Source organism: uncultured Intestinimonas sp. (genome assembly GCF_944387245.1).
In the GTDB taxonomy this organism is placed as follows: Bacteria; Bacillota; Clostridia; order Oscillospirales; family Oscillospiraceae; genus Intestinimonas.
Window position 1 is genome coordinate 16034 of the sequence record NZ_CALXEE010000002.1, and the last position, 17265, is coordinate 33298.

Genomic DNA, 17265 nt, shown 5'->3' on the forward strand with positions numbered 1-17265 from the left:
GTGTGTCACCTCATGAAAGATTATCGCAGGAGGGTATTTTCCGGGGTCACGGTCTCCATGCCGCTGCCGGCGGAGAAGTAGTACTCCAAAATCTCGGCGGCGATGTTGGCCAGGGTGGAGCCGGAGCCGCCCTTTTCCACCACGATGGCCAGGGCGATCTCGGGATTTTCATAGGGGGCGAAGGCCACGAAAAGGGCGTTGGACTCGGTGGCGCTGCTCACCTGGGCGGAGCCGGTCTTGGCGGCCACCTGGACGCCCAGGTCGGCGAAGTAGGCCTTGGCGGAGCCCTCGGCGGTCACCCGGAGCATGCCCTCGGTGACGGCAGCCAGGTTTTCGGGGTCGATGTCCAGCTGGTTGAGGACGGTGGGCTCATACTGCTCCACCACCTGGGAGAAGTCGTTGGACTTGACCTCCTTGAGGAGGTGGGCGGAATAGTGGGTGCCGCCGTTGGCCAGGGTGGCCACGTAGTTGGCCAGCTGGAGGGGGGTGAAGCGGCTGTTGCCCTGGCCGATGGCGGCGGGGAGGGTGTTGCCCTCGTACCAGGTCTGGCCCTGGCTCTCGGTGTACTCGGGGCCGTCCATCCAGCCGGTGGCCTCGTAGAGCTCAATGCCGGTGGGCTCCCCCAGGCCGAACATGGCGGCGTACTGCTCCAGCAGGCTGATGCCCAGCCGCCGGCCCACGTCGAAGAAAAAGACGTTGCAGGAGTCCTTGATGGCACCGGAGACGTTCTCGCTGCCATGGGTGCTGCGGCCGCCGCTGTCGCGGTAGATCCAGCACTGGGGCCGGTAGTCGTCGTAGTAGAGGTAGCGGCCGGTGTCCAGGATCTCGGTGTCCGGCTCGATGATGCCCTCCTCCAGGGCGCCGATGGCGGTGACCATCTTGAAGGTGGAGCCGGGGGGATAGACCTCCTGGGTGGCCCGGTTCAGGAGGGGGTTGAGGGGGTCGGCCAGGAGGGCATTGTAGTTCTGGGTGTAGGTGGTGAGGTCGAAGGTGGGGTAGGAGGCCATGGCCAGCACACCGCCGTCCCGGACGTCGATGACCACGGCTGCGCCGCCCTGGGTGTCCTCCGATTTGAGGCCCCCGATGCCGGTGGCCAGGGCCCGCTCCACCGCCTCCTGGAGCTTGATGTCCAGGGTGAGGATCACGTTGTCACCGGGGTCGGGGGCCTGGACCTCGCCGGTGGTCTGATTCACCACCCAGTTGTCGTCCCCGCTGACCACCTTGCCCTGGTCGTTGGTCTCGATGTTGCGCTTGCCGGGGGTGCCGTGGAGGTAGGACTCGAAGGCCAGCTCCACCCCCTCCTTGCCCACGGTGGCGTTGTAGGGGTAGTTGAGGGCCTGGTAGACGTTGTTCCACTCGTCGGAGTTCATGAGGCCCACCCGGCCCAGCAGGTGGGCGGCGTAGGCGGTGTTGTACTCCCGGACGGTGGTGGTGTCGATGTTGACGCCGGGCAGGTCGGCCTCCTTCACCGTGACGATGAAGGGCATCTGCACGTCCTGGGCAAAGACGTAGGCGGTGTAGGTGATCTCACGGGAGCGGAGGGTGAGCTCATAGCGCACCCCCAGCAGGGCCCGGGCCTCGCCATCGGGCAGGAGGGGGTCGATCTCGTAGTATTCCCGCAGCTTGTCCAGGAAGGCGTCGGCGCTAGGGTAGCTGACCCCCTGGCCCTCCTGGGCGGCGGTGCGGATGGCGTCGGCCTCCTCCCGGGCGGGGAGGGTGTCCGTCCACTTCAGGCTCTCGGCCAGGGCGTAGAGGTTGCTGATGGCGCCGGAGGAGGCGGTGTCAAAGGTAAAGACAAAGGGAGTCTCCGCCGAGATGGGCAGGGTGTCGGCCCAGGTCACCCCCTGGGTCCGGCAGATGTCCAGGAGCTTGGTGAGGGTGGTGTTCACGTCCTCCATGAAGGAGGTGTCCAGGCTCACGTTGTAGCTTTCCCGGTTGGTGACCAGCACCCGGCCGTAGCGGTCCAGGATCTCACCCCGGGCGGCCTCCACGGTTTCGGTCTTGGCGATCTTCCGCCGGGACTGGGCCAGGTAGTCGGCGCCGTGGACGTACTGGAGGTCGTAGAGGACCCAGGCAAAGAGGAGGATGAGGATGAGAAGCACGCCCACAATGCTGCGGACCCGCCAATGAAATTGCTTGCCGTCCATGAAGGCTCCTTTCTTGTATGGATGGGGGGTGCGGTCAGAGGCGAAGAGTTTTGATGATGCGCCGGCGGACCCAGTAGAACCAGGGGTACAGCAGGCACACGAAGCACAGGGACCAGAGGAGCTCGGGCACGGCCACCCGCAGCAGGGAGTAGAGGTCGGCCAGGCCGGTGAAGAGGCCGAAGGCCAGGTGGCAGAGCTCCAGCAGGCTCAATCCGGCGGCGCAGCAGAGGAGGCAGCCGCCGAAGTTCCGGCGCAGCACATACTGGGAGGCGGCGCCGGCGCCCCAGCCCAGCAGGCACAGCCCCAGGGTCATGCCGCCCCAGGCGCCGTAGTAGACGGCGTCGCAGAGGACACCCACGGCCAGGCCGAAGCCGGCGCCCCCCACGGTGCCCTCCAGCACCGCCACAGTGATGGCGGCCACGGGCAGCAGCCGGGGGCTCACCCCCAGGACGGTAAAGCGGTTGAGGACAAAGACGTCCAGCCACCACACCGGCAGCAGGGAGAGGGCATAGAAGAGCCATTTTAAGATGAAATCCTGTCGGGTCAAAGGGGACACTCCTTGTGCTCAGATCATTCCACGATGTCGAAGGACTTGATGATAAAGACCTGGAGCAGGCTGTCCAGATCGGCAGAGGGCTGGATGACGGCGTACCGGGAGACGCCGGAGGCATCGGTGTGGATGGACTCGATGGAACCCACCACCAGGTCGGAGGGGTAGTTGCCCCCCATGCTGGAGGTGAGCACCAGGTCGCCGGTGATGAGCTCGGTGTTCTCGGGCAGGTAGGTGAGCTTCAGCTTGCCCTCGGCCATGAGGGCAAAGTCGCCCTCCAGGATGGCGATGGACTCGGTGCGGGAGAGGAAGGCGCCCATCTCCAGGTTGGCGTCCACCACCGTGAGCATGGCGGACCAGTTGGTGCCCACCTCGTCGATGATGCCCACCAGGTTGCCGGCGGCGTCCACCACGCAGTTGCCCGCCGCCACCCCCTGGCTGGAGCCCTTGTTCAGGGTGAGGGTGGAGGACCAGTTGGTGCTGCTCCGGGCGGTCACCGTGGCCGACTCAAACTCCAACTCCCGGCGCTTCTGCCGCAGGCCCAGCAGCTCCCGGAGCCGCTCGTTCTCCTTGCTGTCGGCCTCGCCCTCCCGGGCATCCTCCTCCAGCTCGGCGATCTCGGCCTTGAGCCGCTCGTTTTCCGCCTGGAGCTCATCGTAGCGGAAGGAGTAGTTGTACACACCCTCCGCCCAGCCGGCCAGGGAGGAGATGCCGTTGCGGACGGGGGTGGTCACCACCCCCAGCACGTTGCCCAGGGGGTTGGGCACCCCCTGAAGGGCATAAGAGGCCACCGCCGTGATGGCACAGAGCAGCACGGCGATGACCAGAATGAGCCATCCGTTGTTGCGGAAAAAGTCCTTCAAGGCATTTCCTCCCCGGTCCCGCCGGCCAGGGGGTCCAGGCCAAAGCGGGTGAGCATCCTGCCCACGCGGCACAGGGGCAGGCCCATGACGTTGAAGTAGTCCCCCTCCAGGCGTTCGGCCAGCAGGGCGCCCAGGCCCTGGATGCCGTAGGCGCCCGCCTTGTCCATGGGCTCGCCGCTCTGGACATAGGCCTCGATCTCGGCGGCGGTGAGGGGGCGGAAGGTAACGGCGGTGACCTCATGCTCGGTGAGGATATTCTCCCCCCGGGCCAGGGTGACGCCGGTGTAGACCTGGTGGGTGCGACCGGAGAGGGCGGTGAGCATGCTCACGGCCTCCTCCCTGCTGTGGGGCTTGCCCAGGATGGCCCCATCCAGGGCCACCACCGTGTCGGCGGAGAGGATGAGGTCCCCCTCCCCCGCCTGGGCCCGAGCCGCCTCCCCCTTCCGCCGGGAGAGGAGCTCCACCGCCGCGCCGGGGTCGATGCCGTCGGGCAGGGACTCGTCGGCGTCAGTGGGGCGGACCACAAAGTCGCGGATGCCGATCTGTTCCAGAAGCTGGCGCCGCCGGGGAGACCCGGAGGCCAGAATGAATTCCATAGGGATGAGCTCCTTTCGATGTGCGCGGACGTTGGCGGATGCCGTTCGCCTGCTGACCTTCCCCCTTTGAGGGGGAAGGTGGCCCGCAGGGCCGGATGAGGGTGGGCATCGAATGTGGTTTGGCGCACCGGGGTCGTCGCGCCCCACAAGGGAAGCGGTCAGAAAGACGGCCTTATAGCCCAGTCGAGCCGAAGCCGCCGCTCCCACGCTCGGTCTCGTCCAGGTCGGCCACGGGCACGGGGTTCACCTGGACCACGGGGACCACCGCCAGCTGGGCGATGCGGTCGGCGGGGGAAATGGTGTAGGGGGTGCGGGAGAGGTTGGTGAGCCCGACCTTGATCTCGCCCCGGTAGTCGCTGTCGATAACCCCCACCCCGTTGGAGAGGGCGATGCCGTGTTTGACGCCCAGGCCGGAGCGGGCAAAGACCAGGGCCACATAGGTCGCCGAGGGGAGGGCGATGGCGATGCCGGTGGGGATGCTCACCAGCTCGCCGGGGGCGATGGTGACGGGCTCGTCCAGGCAGGCGTGCAGGTCCATGGCGGCGGCGCCGGCACTGGCGTAGAAGGGATAGGGGATCTCCCCGCCGATCTTGGGGGAGACAGCCTTGATGGGTAAATCCATAAATACCTCCAGGGAAAGGGGGTCACTCCACGTCGCGGTAGTAGAGCCCCCGGGTGATGTCGTCCAGGGCGGGGCGCTCCTGGCCCAGGTACTGCCGGGCCACGTGGAGGCACTCCTGAGCGCTCTCGGTGGTGAAGCTCAGGCGGGCGGCCCAGGCCCCCACCCGGCGGTAATCATTGGCCTTGTCGGCCAGATAGAGCCGCTTGGCGTTGAAGATCTCGCTGCGGCAGCCGGGGGCACGGAGCACCGGGAACCGCTCTCCCTTCCGGTCCACCAGCAGGCGGTTTTGGCCCTCACAGGACCGCTTGCAGCCGCCGTCCCGGTTTTTGAGGATGCAGTTTTCGGTGATCATCAGGGGCAGCCGGCCGTAGACCACCACCTCCAGGTCGATGAGCTTGGAGAGGTCCCGGATCTGGGCCAGCTTGAGCTCGAAGGAGGCGGTGCAGGAGGCAAAGCCCAGGCGCTTAAGCTCCTTGATGGCCTGGGAGTTGAAAACGGGCAGACCGAAGTCCCCACGGAGGGTAAATCCGTGGTCACGGGCGGGGGCGATGAGGTCCAGGGTGCCCACCAGGGCGTCGGTGACCCCCAGGCCCCGGGCGGCCTCCAGCTGCTTGTCCAGCTCCTCCCGCTCCCGGTCCCAGCAGACCCGGGGCAGGGTCACCCCCACCCGGACCCCGGCGGACAGGGCGGTCTGGGCGGCCTCGGGGTGGGCGGCAAGCTCCTCCGCCGGGAGATAGACCAGGGCGGGCTTTATGTCGCACAGCGCCGGGGTGAGCTGTCCGGCGGAGCGGAGGGACAGGGTGAGGAGGGGGGGCTCTTTGCGGTTCTCGTACCGGACTCCGGCGTGGAAGGGCCCCACGTTGGGGGCGGCGGGGGCGGCCCCCCGCTGGCGGGTGAGCGCCTCCAGCACCTGGCGGCGCAGGGCGTTAAGGGCGGCCACCGGCACGGAGAGGTCGGGCTCCACCAGGGCCCGGACCTTGGCGCAGCGGTAGGGGGTGCCGCCGGTGCGGGCGAGCTGCTTCTCCACCGCCTCGGGGGTGAGGGGCTTGGTGCGGGCGGCCTCGGGGACGGGGCCGGAGGCGGTGACCACCCGGCCGTCCACGTCCTGGACCCCCACCTGGACCGGCTCACCGGGGCGGACCATGGCGTAGAGGATCACGTCCACCCGCTGGAGCTCGCCGCTCTGGTACTGGCTCCGGGCCTGGGCAAAGAGCTCCCGGGGCTCCGGGGTCTCCTCCCGGACGCCGAACATGGCGGGGCCCTTCTTGTCCTGATAATAGCCGTCGGTAAAGCCCTGGCGGGAGAAGGCGGCCTCCAGGTCCCGGAGCTCCTGGTCGGTGGGCTCCCTATCCTCCTTGATGGCCCGGGCGTAGACCCCGGTGACCACCGAGACGTACTCCGGCCGCTTCATGCGGCCCTCGATCTTCAGGCACTTGACCCCCAGCTTCTTGAGGTCCTGGATGTAGCCGGCCAGGGACATGTCCTTGAGGGAGAGGGGGTTGCCGTCGGCCTTCTTGCCCCAGCCGTACTTGAGGCGGCAGGGCTGGGCGCACAGGCCCCGGTTGCCCGACCGGCCCCCGATGACGGAGGAGAAGTAGCACTGACCGGAGTAGCACATGCACAGGGCCCCGTGGACGAAGGTCTCGATCTCGATGGGGGAGTTGAGGCAGATGTGCTCGATGGCGTCCCGGGAGAGCTCCCGGGAGAGGACCACCCGGGACATGCCCAGCTCGGCGCAGCGGCGCACGCCGTCCAGGGAGTGGACGGTGAGCTGGGTGGAGCCGTGGACGGCCAGGCCGGGGGCGGCCTGGCGGAGCATCCGCAGCATGCCCAGGTCCTGGATGAGAACGGCGTCCACCCCCACCTCGGCGGCCTGGGCGGCCACCTGGGCGGCGGCGGGGAGTTCCCGGTCGGTGACCAGGGTGTTGAGGGTCAGATAGACCTTGGCGCCCCGGACGTGGCAGTAAGAAACCGCCGAGGCCAGCTCCTCCAGGGAGAAGTTTTTGGCGTTGCGGCGGGCGTTGAAGTCCCCGTAGCCCAGGTAGACGGCGTCGGCGCCGGCCTGGATGGCGGCGGTGACGGCTTCTAAGGACCCGGCGGGGGCGAGCAGTTCCAGCATGGCAAAAGTCCTCCAAGGGAAAAATGAGGTGGGTACGTCACCGCCGCGACCGGCGTGAGCCGGCCCGGCGCAGTGCGCCGCACAAGCGTTTTGGGCCTGGCCCAAAACCTTGCCGCAGGGGCAATTCACTTGCCCCGAGAATGTGAAGTGAGAAGGGGTGCCCCGCGGGAGCGGTCAGCTCCCGTGGGGGGTGACGATCCGGCGCGCCCTATAAAACCTTCCCCCTCCCAGGGGGAAGGTGGCATTTGCGGAGCAAATGACGGATGAGGGTGGGCTGGTAAAATGGATTTCACTTTCCGTTCTATCCAACGCCCCCTCATCCGCCCCTGCGGGGCACCTTCCCCCCATTGGGGGGAAGGTTATGTTATTTGGGCAAATGCCAATCAACATACGTTTTTGGAGAAAGGAGACGATCTCAAAACCCGTTTCGCTTCCCTGCTGGAAAAAGAACGGTTTTTGGAATCCAAAGAAAAAGGGGCTCCCGTGGGGGTTGAGTGGTCCCAAATAGGAATCCGGCGGCCCGTCTTTACGCCCCCGTTGCGGTCCAGCCCCGTCCACGGTAGACTACCTGGTTGGAACAGGGGCAAGCTGTGGTCCTATCCGACATTTTTTCGCCGCCTGCGTGGGTGGGAGTTGAAACGTGGGGGTGCGTCAGTTGCGGCGTGGGTGCGGTTTGCAGCGTGGGGCGCGGCTCCGTCTCTATTCCCTATTCACACTTCCCTCTTCCTTTTATTTGTGGGGCGCGACGACCTCGGCGCGCCAAATCACGCCGCAGGGTGGGCGTAGGGGCGGATATCATCCGCCCGCGGTCCCCGTTTATTTCTTGTTCTGGAGCTTGAAGATCTCCCGCTTGGCCTCGGAGAGCTCCATTTTCAGCTTGGTTGCCTCCTCCAGGTACTCCTTGAGCTGGCGGCGCAGGTTCTCGGAGGCCTCCACCTCCTTGAAGTATTCGTCGGCGATGTTGAGGGCGCCCAGGATGGCGCCGTCTACCAGGGAGACCTTGGACTCGTCCAAAACCTCCTGGACCTTGGCGTCCACGTGGGACGCCACCTTTTCCATATAGGCCGCGTCCTCGGCGGCCACCAGAGTATAGCTCTGACCGGCGATATTGACTGTGATCTTGTTTTTCACGACGGGCCCTCCCTATCTGTTTTTTCAGGCGTGTTCCGGTGGGGAAAGTCCCATAGACCGGAGCGAACATGCTTGGAGAATATTATACCATAACTCCCCCCGCCGGGACAAGGGGCGGTGGGCCTTTCCAACCTGGGCCGCAGGAGGGAAAGTGGCAGAAATTTGTCTTTTCTTCCGACGGATTTTGAGATAAAATAGTTCCTACAGCTTCTACGCAAATGACGAAAGGAGGAGATGGATATGGCCGCAGGGGTGCTGCTCCCGGGGGGCGTGCTCTCCATGACGTCTTCGGCGGCGGAGCGGCTGGTCCGGTCCGGCAGCGGGGACGCCGCCCTGCTCTATCTCCAGCTCCTCCGCCAGGGTGGACAGTTTGACGCCGAGGGGGTGCGGAAGGCTCTGGGCTGGTCGGCGGACCGGATTTCCACCACCTACACCCAGCTGGCCGACCTGGGACTGGCCCGGAAGGACGCCGACCTCTCCCCCGCCCCGGCCCCGCCGGAGCCGGACAGCCCGCCGGACTACACCTCCGCCGATATCGCCCGGGAGATGGAGGGCCCCGGCGCCTTCCCCCACCTGGTCCGGGAGCTGGAGCGACGGCTGGGGAAGGTCCTCTCCGCCTCAGATCTGAAGATGCTCTACACCATGTTCGACTACCTGGCCCTGCCGGCGGAGGTCATCCTGCTGCTCACCACCTGGTGCATCGAGGAGACCGAGCGGAAGTACGGCCCCGGCCGGAAGCCCCGGATGTCCCAGCTCAAGAAGGAGGCCTTCGTGTGGCGGCGGCTGGGGGTGGACACCCCCGAGACCGCCGACGCCCACGTCCGGGCCCTCTCCGCCCTCCGGAGCCGGGAGGCCCGGTTGCTGCCCCTGCTGGGCATCTCCGGCCGGGTGCCGGTGGAGGGGGAGCGCAAGTACATCAACGCCTGGATCGAGATGGGCTTCGACGACGAGGCCATCGCCCTGGCCTACGAGAAGACCGTCCTCAAGAAGGGCTCTCTCAACTGGCCGTACATGAACTCCATTCTGCGAAATTGGCACCAGAAGGGCCTCCACACCCGGCAGCAGGTGGAGGCCGGGGATTCGGCCTGGCCCAAGGACCGGCCGGCCAAGGCGCCGGCGGCCCAGGGTCCCGGCGCCCAGCCCACCGGCAAGGCGGTGGAGCGGCTCAAGGAGGACATGGACTGGATGGACCGCTTCCTGGAGCAGACCGGGGGAAAGGAGTAAGCCATGTCATACAGCCCCAACGTACTGCGCCGGGCCCAGGCCCGGCTGTCCCAGCGGCGGGAGGAGCGGCAGGCCCGGCAGGAGGCCCTGCGGCGGCAGGTGTACGCCCAGCTGCCCCGGGTGGCCGAGATCGACCGGCTGCTGCGCCGCACCATGGCCCAGGTCATCGCCGCCGCCCTCCGGGAGGGGGGCGACCCCACCGCCCAGGTGGCGGACATCCGGCAGAAGAACCAGGCCCTCCAGCGGGAGCGTGCCGAGCTCCTCACCGGCCACGGCTTTCCCGCCGACGCCCTGGACGACAAGCCCCTGTGCGCCAAGTGCGGGGACTCGGGCTGGGTGGGCTCGGACATGTGCGATTGCCTGAAGGTGCTGTGCACCCAGAAGCAGATCCAGGAGCTCTCCCAGCTCCTGGACCTGGGAGAGCAGTCCTTTGACACCTTCGATCTGGGCTTTTACTCCCCGGAGGTGTGGCCGGCCTGGGGCCGGTCGCCCCGGGAGAACATGGAGAAGGTGTTGAAGATCTGCCGGGATTATGCCCAGAATTTCGGCCGTTACTACTTCAACAACCTCTTTCTCAGCGGCAGCACCGGCCTGGGCAAGACCTTCCTCTCGGCCTGCATCGCCCGGACGGTGTCGGAGAACGGCTTTTCGGTGGTCTACGACACGGCGGGCGAGGTCTTTGCCCGGTTTGAGACCCAGAAGTTCTCCCGGGACGAGGAGGACGCCCGGGAGGCCCGGGACGACACCCGGCGGTATTTGAAGTGCGACTTGCTGATCCTGGACGACCTGGGCAGCGAGATGACCACCCCCTTCGTCCAGTCGGCCCTCTACCAGCTGGTGAACAGCCGGCTGACGGCGGAGAAGCGGACGGTCATCAGCTCCAACCTGACCATGGATGACGTGCGGGGGCGGTACAGCCCCCAGATCGCCTCCCGGCTGGAGGGTGAGTACCGGGTCCTCCCCTTTTTCGGCGAGGATATCCGCCTTCAGCGGAAGGGACGCATGTGAAAAAGCGAAACCACAGGGCCACCGCAATTTGTCATGTTTCCCGGGAATAAGGCCAGCGGACATGGAGCAAAGGGAGGGACGGCTATGGAGAGTGGGAAACGAATCGCGCTGGCGAGGCTGACAGTAAGCCAATACGATGCCATATTAAATCATTGCGATTCTATTATTTTTGTCACCGATGGAGCAGGACAAATTATATATGCTAATGATGCGGCGGAACGTGGACTAAACTGCTCATTTGAGAAAATGAAGCGGATGGACATCTACCAGTTTCGGAAAGAGGGGTATACCAGCAAATCTTCCAGCGAAGAGGCGATCCGCACCAGAAAAAAGGCCCTTGTAGTCTATAAGAATAATTCAGGTGAGGAAATCGCCGCGACTTCTATTCCTGTGTTTGACGCAAAAGGGAATATTACCATGGTGGTGACGCGCAGCAACGAGATGGAATATATTCTCGAGTGGCAGAAGGCGGTGGATCATTATCGTGTTCTGTATGAGCGGGCGCTGATGCATGAGAATTCGCAGGCGGTAAAAATTATTGCGGAAAGTCCCCAAATGAAAAAAATCTTGTCTATTCTCCAAAAATATGCGCAAACCGATGCAACAATACTGCTCACAGGTGAATCTGGGACAGGAAAAGAAGTTTTGGCAAACTATATTAAACAAAAGAGCAATAGGTGTGGAGAAACATTCCTGTCCATAAACTGTGCCGCTATTCCCAATGATCTGATTGAATCAGAGCTATTCGGATACGATCGAGGTGCATTTACAGGTGCAAACAAAGAGGGCAAGCCCGGTATATTTGAGCTTGCCGACGGCGGCAGTATCTTTCTGGACGAAGTGGGAGAGTTGCCGTTGCTTGCACAGTCTAAGCTGCTGCGTGTATTGGAAAGTGGAGAGTTCATGCGGGTAGGGGCGAAGAAGGTACAGAAAACAGATGTCCGCATTGTTGCAGCAACCAATCGCAATCTGCAGGAGATGGTCGAAAAAAAGCAGTTTCGTGAGGATTTGTATTATCGGCTTTGTGTGATCCCAGTGAAAATTCCGCCGCTCAGGGAGCGGGTGATGGATATCGAACCTCTGGCGTTACAGTTTTTGGATTCCTTTAATCGCAAGTATCGCGCAGAACGAATGATTCCGCCGGGGATGATGGAGCATCTGCTGGCATATCAATGGCCGGGAAATATCAGAGAGCTGCGCAATATGATGGAAAACTACGTCATAACAGGAGAAGAACCAAATTGGGTGGAAAAAAGCCTGGCTACAAGCACGAAGAATAACCCGCCTGCTCAGGAATTGGAGGCGGAGGGGAGCTGCACGCCACTAAAGGAAATTATGGAGCGTGCGGAGAAAACACATATTAAAGCAACACTAAAGGCATGTCATGGAGATGTCAACGAAGCTGCCCGGCGGCTGGGCATTCATAGAAGCGTGCTTTATAAAAAAATAAATAAGTATCAGTTACGGCTGCGTATTGGGATGGACTAGACAGAAAAAATCAGGGGCACAGCAAATCAAGTAGGCAGTTGCAACAAAGAATATGCGTGGCCTATAACAGCGGCGGCGAAGAATTGTGCATGGTGCAATTCTTCGCCGCATTTTATTTTAAAAAGGGTACATTTCATTTCGGGGTGGCATAGGTGGTGCCGTATTAAAAATGGTAGGAACATCTGCACGTCAAATGAATCTTAAAATAAAGAAAAATTCTCAATATAAAGACAAATATTCTTTCAAATGAGAATTGTAAAGTGAAAATACACAAAAAAACGCTTAAATATTATAAATTGTATCAAAATATAACAATGTGAAATTTGGCACACTTGTTGCTTAAGTTAAATCCAGAGGAAGAGCCACACAACTCTCGACAGGATCACTCAATTTTGAAAGGCAGGTATTTATTATGTCTAATCTAAGCAACAAGCGCATCATTACTGTAGCTACAACTGGAGCATGGCCCACCAAGAAGAACAATCCCAATCTGCCGCTCCAACCGCCGGAGATCGTGGAGGAAGTCTATCAGTGCTGGAAGGCGGGTGCCGCGATCGCGCATATTCATGTCCGCGATGAGGCGGGCAACGACTCCATGAAGGTAGAGACCTTCAAGAAGGTCATTGATCTGCTCCATGACAACCACCCCGACTGTGACATTATTCTAAACTTGACCGCCGCCGGCGGCATTGCTAACTCTGAGGACGACCGGATGGCACCCTTTAAGACGCTGAAGCCGGAAATGGCCAGCTTCGACTGTGGTACCATGAACTGGATGCATATGGGTGTGTTCAACAACAATCCCCCCTTCCTGGAGAAGATGGGGCTCGCCATGCAGGAGGTAGGTGTAAAGCCGGAGATCGAGGTTTTTGACACCGGTATGATTTACGATGCGGCATACTACCTGAAAAAGGGAATTCTCAAGGCCCCCTTACACTTCCAGTTCTGCATGGGCTGTGCAGGCGGAATTTCGGCCACTGCTGAGAATCTGCTGTTTATGAAGCGTACGATGGAAGAGGTGGCGCCTGGTTCTACCTGGAGTGCCTTTGGCGTAGGAAAAGGTTCTATGGAGATCATGTACACTGCCATTGCCGCCGGCGGCAATATTCGCGTGGGCATGGAGGACAACGTAGTGTACAAGGCGGGTGTTCTGGCTGAGAGCAACAAACAGCTGATCGAGCGGGCTCGTCGGGTGGTGGAGGAGTACGGCTGCGAGGTGGCCACCCCTGCCGAGGCACGTCAGCTCCTGGGGCTGGTCTGAGTTCGGAAAAGAGAATTGCTAAATATGTGAGGAGGGGTTTCAGTGTCATTTGCTCTGGGGTTAGGCGGTATTATCGTTGCCCTGGTCTTTCTGACTGTTGCGGTCTATAAGGGCTGGAGCATTCTTTACAGCAGCATTATCACAGTCATTATCATCGCCGTTACAAACGGATTAAACCTCTATGAGGCGTTATCGGTCAACTATGTCAGCAGCTTTACCTCCTATGCCGCCTCCTATTTCATCCTGTTTTGTGAAGGGGCTATGCTGGGCAAGCTGTATGATGTCAGCGGTGCCGCCTGGAAAATCGGCAAAACGGTTGTGGAAAGGTGCGGCACCAAATTTGCCTTGGTAGGCTATATCGCCGTGGCCGCCATTCTGGAGTACGGCGGCATTTCCACCTTCGTCATCTGCTTTGTGTTGCTGCCCCTGGCTAAGCCCATCTTCAAGGAGACTGGTACCCCCTGGTACATGTGGCCGGCCATCACCATTGTCCCCATTATCGGGCCCGAGCTCATGACACCCGGAGGTCTGCAGACTCACAACATTATTCCCACTCAGATTCTGGGCACCGAGCTTACCGCCGCGCCGGTGATGGGCACAGTATTTACAGTCCTCTACTTTGCAGTGTGTGGCATATATATCGTATTTGAGCTGAAACGGGCAAAAAACGTAGAATGGAAACGCAATTCTCTGCCGCCGGTCGATCCGTCTGATGCCGGTGCCGAGCGGGACAACCCACCCAATATCATAGCTTCTATCATTCCGATTCTTGTGGGCGTTCTGCTGATAAATGTTGCAAAGCTTCAGCCTATCTATGGTTTGGGCATCAGCGCCATCCTGGGAATCATTCTCTTCTATCGCAATATTCCAAAGGGCAGTATGGTGCCTACCCTGAATGAGGGCTTTGCAAACGGTGTCATGCCCCTCATTATGGTCACCGCTGTGGTGGGCATTGCCCAAGTGGTGGCTCAGACCGATGCCTTTGTAGTGGTGCGGGATGAGTTGCTTACCTTCAGCAGCACCTCCAAAGTCGCCACCGCTCTCTCCGTCGTGGGCATTACCAACGTGATGGCCCTTATCTGTGGCTCGGCCTCCGGCGCAATCGCGATGACTCTGGACATGTTCAGTGATGCTTGGCTGGCTGCCGGCCTGGACCCGGAGTGGATCCACCGCATTGTTACGACGGCCTCCGGCGGCTTTGATACGGTACCCTGGAACTCTTTTGTGGTGCTTATGCTGACCATGAGCAAACTGGATCACAAGAGATCCTACATGCCCGTCTTCTGGGTCTCCCTGGTGGCTCCAATCCTGATTTCCTTGCTGGGAGTATTCTTTATCTGATCCCCCAATGAGAACTTGTTTAATAAAGGAGGAATATAATGATGATTCACACTATTACTGTTGTAGGCGCTGGCACGATGGGCCACGGCATTGCCCATACCTTTTCCAGACATGGATATCAAGTCCATCTGTATGAGCCCTTTGAGGCCGTGCGCACGGCTGCCCCGGATAAAATCCGCACTGAGCTCCAGTTTATGGTGGATGAGGGATACATCACCCCGGCCGATCTGGAGACCGGCATAAATAATATTACCATGTTCGATGATCTGGAGGCTGCCGCCAAGGATGCCGACTATGTCATTGAGGCCTGTCCGGAAAAGTTGGAACTTAAACAGGAGCTCTTTGCTCAGCTGGACAAAATTTGTAAGCCAACCACCATTTTTGCCACCAATACCTCCAGCCTGAAACTTTTCGAGATGATTGCCCAATTACCCGAGGAGCGCAAAAAACGTTGCATGGTGAGCCACTGGTATAACCCTGCCTACCTGATCCCCATTGCTGAACTCTCCAAGTTCGGAAACATGGATGAGGAGACCTTTCAGGAGGTCTATGACCTCTATGTTGCCTGCGAAAAGCAACCTGTCCGGGTGCTTAAGGATATTGCTGGGATGGTAGCCAATCGCATTCTCCATGCCCAGGCCCGGGAGTGCTTCTATCTGGCCGAGATCGGTGCCGCATCCCCGGAGGATATCGACAAGGCCCTGAAATATGGACCCTGCTTCCGCAATGCTACCACTGGCATGTTGGAGGTGGCTGATATGGGAGGACTAGACATATGGCTGGCGACCGAGGACAACATGTTCCCGGTGCTGTGCAATGGAGATAAGGCCTGCTCCGCCATGAGAGAGTTGGTAGAGGCCGGGCACTTGGGCATTAAGACAGGACAGGGCTTCTTTTCCTATCCCGAGGAGAAACGTACCCGGACTCAGATGGAGTTTTACAAGCGCCTTATCGTCCAGCTCAAGGCCAGCAAAGCCTACGGCTGACCGCGAAAAGAAAAGAAGACAGCCCTGCCGGCTTTCCGGCAGGGCTGCTTAGCTTGGCCTGTTCCGTTAACTAACGGGGGTCACCTGAGCTGTGCTCAGGTGACCCCCGTTATCAGCGTTAATTGAGGTAGGCGGAAGGGTTGACGGCGGTGCCGTTGATGCGGATCTCGAAGTGGCAGTGGCTGCCGGTGGAGCGACCGGTGGAGCCGGCCTTGGCGATGACCTGGCCCTGATAGACCTTGTCGCCGGCGGAGACCAGCAGGCTGGAGTTGTGGCCGTAGTAGGTCTGCTCGCCGTTGCCGTGGTCGATGATGACCAGGTAGCCATAGCTGCCCTTGTAGCCGGCGAAGGTGACGGTGCCGCCGTCGGAGGCCTTCACGCTGGTGCCGTAGGGGACGGCGATGTCCAGGCCGGAGTGGTAGCTGTAGGAGCCGAAGATATACCGGTAGCCGAACCGGGAGGTGATGGAGCCGTACACCGGCCAGATATAGTTGCCGGTGGGGTACCAGGTGGGACGCTCCTTGGTGCCCACGGCGATGACCTTCTCGGTGGCCTCACGGACGGTGGTGGAGGAGGTGATATTCCGCTCCCGCTCTACGCCATTGACGTAGGTCACGTCGGCGGTGATGAGGGCCTCGCCGGGGACGCCCTCGTCCAGGACCTTGGAGTCGCCCTGGTACATGCTGTCGTCCTCCACCTCGCGGACGGGACACTCAATGGCCTCGGTGTAGGTGAGGGAGTCCACCGTCTCCACGCCCAGGAAGGGGATCTCCTCCTTGATGTTGAGGATCTGACCGATATAGAGCTTGTTGATGTCCACGTCGGGGTTGAGGGCCTCCATCTCGGCCATGGTCATGTCGTTGTCGAAGGCCAGGGCCATGAAGGTGTCGCCCTTCTGGACCTCATAGGTGGTCTGGCCGTTGGTGTTGGCGGTGAGGGCGGCCATCATGTCGGTCACGTCCTGCTCCACGTCGGAGGGGACGTACTCCCGGGTGATGTGGACGTTCTTGGTGTAGTTCACAGAAATGGTGTTATCGTTGACATAGGGGGCGGCCAGGTCCTCCAGCAGCTGGTCCAGGGCGGCCCGGTCCTCGGCGGCGCCCACCAGCTGGCCGTCCACGGTGAGGACGTAGCTCTTCATGACCTCGCCGATCTGATCGAAGAGATAGGTCTCCAGCTCGGCGGAAGGGGTGAGCTCATCCTGCTCCACCAGGGCCGAGGCGTAGGTCACGGTGTGGTCCAGGGTGTAGTCATAGCCCAGGATCTCACTGGCCCGCTCCGCCACCCGGGCCTCGGCCTGCTCAAAGACGGCCTGGTCCCGGACCACGCCCACGTCGGTACCGTCCACGGTGACTACATAGGCGGGGGTGTACATGGTGCCCACCACGGCCGCCACGCCGATGACGGCGCTGATGGCCAGGAAGGGCAGCGGCGCCATCTTGGGCTTGCCGGCGATGGCCGACCAGGCCCGGTGATAGACCCGGGTGCCCTGCCGGTGGAGCACCTGGCTCCTGGCGCCGGCGGCGTCCATGAATTTGGAAAACCGCTCCTTCAGGCGCTCGGCCCTCTCTTCCCCGGCGGGGACGGAGCCTTTGCGCTGCCGACGGCGCGGCAGTTCTCGCTGTGGTGAATGCAGGATTTCATCCATGCAGGTGATGCCTCCCTTGCACGATCTACAGAAATTCCGACTGGAATAGTCGGACAAAAATGACAAACCGATCATAAATAATTACAAAAGGTTACAAAGAAATGATACACGCTTTCCCCCCCACCGTCAAGTCCTTTTTGGTCGAAGTGGGTCGGGTGGCACAGCACTTTTTAAACAAGAAAAAGTGAATATATCATTGGTTTACAATGTTATTTGGCATGTTTTGTCGATGTGGGACCTGAAATGGGGGGCTTGTTCCCCCGGCGCCGAGGGAAAATTTC

At 61.2% G+C, this 17265-nt stretch carries 14 protein-coding genes; 6 read left to right on the top strand and 8 right to left on the bottom strand.

Annotation, left to right across the window (positions count from 1 at the left end):
- Window positions 1–20: 20 nt before the first annotated feature.
- The 7 genes from Q0K15_RS00600 to Q0K15_RS00630 form a co-directional block, all read right to left on the bottom strand.
- Window positions 21–2147: a penicillin-binding transpeptidase domain-containing protein gene (locus Q0K15_RS00600; RefSeq protein ID WP_294510491.1), complete on the bottom strand. Its 2127-nt coding sequence runs from the start codon at window positions 2145–2147 to the stop codon at window positions 21–23.
- 34 nt (window positions 2148–2181) lie between these two features.
- On the bottom strand, window positions 2182–2694 hold the full coding sequence (gene mreD, locus Q0K15_RS00605) for a rod shape-determining protein MreD (protein ID WP_294510494.1): 513 nt from the start codon (window positions 2692–2694) through the stop codon (window positions 2182–2184).
- Window positions 2695–2717: 23 nt separating this feature from the next.
- A complete protein-coding gene (gene mreC, locus Q0K15_RS00610) occupies window positions 2718–3560 on the bottom strand; it encodes a rod shape-determining protein MreC (protein ID WP_294510497.1) in 843 nt (280 codons plus the stop codon).
- Window positions 3557–4156, bottom strand: a complete 600-nt coding sequence (locus Q0K15_RS00615; protein ID WP_294510500.1) for a Maf family protein — start codon at window positions 4154–4156, stop codon at window positions 3557–3559. Before Q0K15_RS00615 ends, mreC begins: the two co-directional genes overlap by 4 nt.
- A 172-nt stretch (window positions 4157–4328) precedes the next feature.
- Entirely contained in the window at window positions 4329–4778 is a 450-nt protein-coding gene (gene dut / locus Q0K15_RS00620; protein ID WP_294510503.1) for a dUTP diphosphatase, read from the bottom strand.
- 22 nt (window positions 4779–4800) lie between these two features.
- Window positions 4801–6897 (bottom strand): U32 family peptidase, encoded by a 2097-nt coding sequence (locus Q0K15_RS00625; RefSeq protein ID WP_294510506.1) that lies wholly within the window; start codon window positions 6895–6897, stop codon window positions 4801–4803.
- Between the two features lie 816 nt (window positions 6898–7713).
- The gene (locus tag Q0K15_RS00630) at window positions 7714–8028 is read right to left on the bottom strand and encodes a cell division protein ZapA (protein ID WP_130848745.1); all 315 of its coding nucleotides are present in this window, start codon (window positions 8026–8028) and stop codon (window positions 7714–7716) included.
- Between the two features lie 240 nt (window positions 8029–8268).
- Between Q0K15_RS00630 and Q0K15_RS00635 the strand changes: the two genes are divergently transcribed.
- The 6 genes from Q0K15_RS00635 (at window position 8269) to Q0K15_RS00660 (ending at window position 15336) form a co-directional block, all read left to right on the top strand.
- Window positions 8269–9252 carry a DnaD domain protein gene (locus Q0K15_RS00635; protein ID WP_294510514.1) on the top strand — a complete coding sequence of 328 codons (984 nt, stop codon included), beginning with the start codon at window positions 8269–8271 and terminating at the stop codon, window positions 9250–9252.
- A gap of 3 nt (window positions 9253–9255) precedes the next feature.
- Window positions 9256–10260, top strand: a complete 1005-nt coding sequence (locus Q0K15_RS00640; RefSeq protein ID WP_294510517.1) for an ATP-binding protein — start codon at window positions 9256–9258, stop codon at window positions 10258–10260.
- Between the two features lie 84 nt (window positions 10261–10344).
- A complete protein-coding gene (locus Q0K15_RS00645; RefSeq protein WP_294510520.1) occupies window positions 10345–11748 on the top strand; it encodes a sigma 54-interacting transcriptional regulator in 1404 nt (467 codons plus the stop codon).
- Between the two features lie 412 nt (window positions 11749–12160).
- Entirely contained in the window at window positions 12161–13009 is an 849-nt protein-coding gene (locus tag Q0K15_RS00650) for a 3-keto-5-aminohexanoate cleavage protein (RefSeq protein ID WP_294510523.1), read from the top strand.
- 42 nt (window positions 13010–13051) lie between these two features.
- Window positions 13052–14350, top strand: coding sequence for a hypothetical protein (locus Q0K15_RS00655; protein ID WP_294510527.1), 1299 nt, complete (start codon window positions 13052–13054; stop codon window positions 14348–14350).
- 38 nt (window positions 14351–14388) lie between these two features.
- The gene (locus Q0K15_RS00660) at window positions 14389–15336 is read left to right on the top strand and encodes a 3-hydroxyacyl-CoA dehydrogenase NAD-binding domain-containing protein (protein ID WP_294510530.1); all 948 of its coding nucleotides are present in this window, start codon (window positions 14389–14391) and stop codon (window positions 15334–15336) included.
- Between the two features lie 118 nt (window positions 15337–15454).
- On the opposite strand, the gene Q0K15_RS00665 is transcribed toward Q0K15_RS00660, so the two are convergent.
- A complete protein-coding gene (locus Q0K15_RS00665) occupies window positions 15455–16984 on the bottom strand; it encodes a M23 family metallopeptidase (protein WP_294510533.1) in 1530 nt (509 codons plus the stop codon).
- Between the last annotated feature and the right edge of the window lie 281 nt (window positions 16985–17265).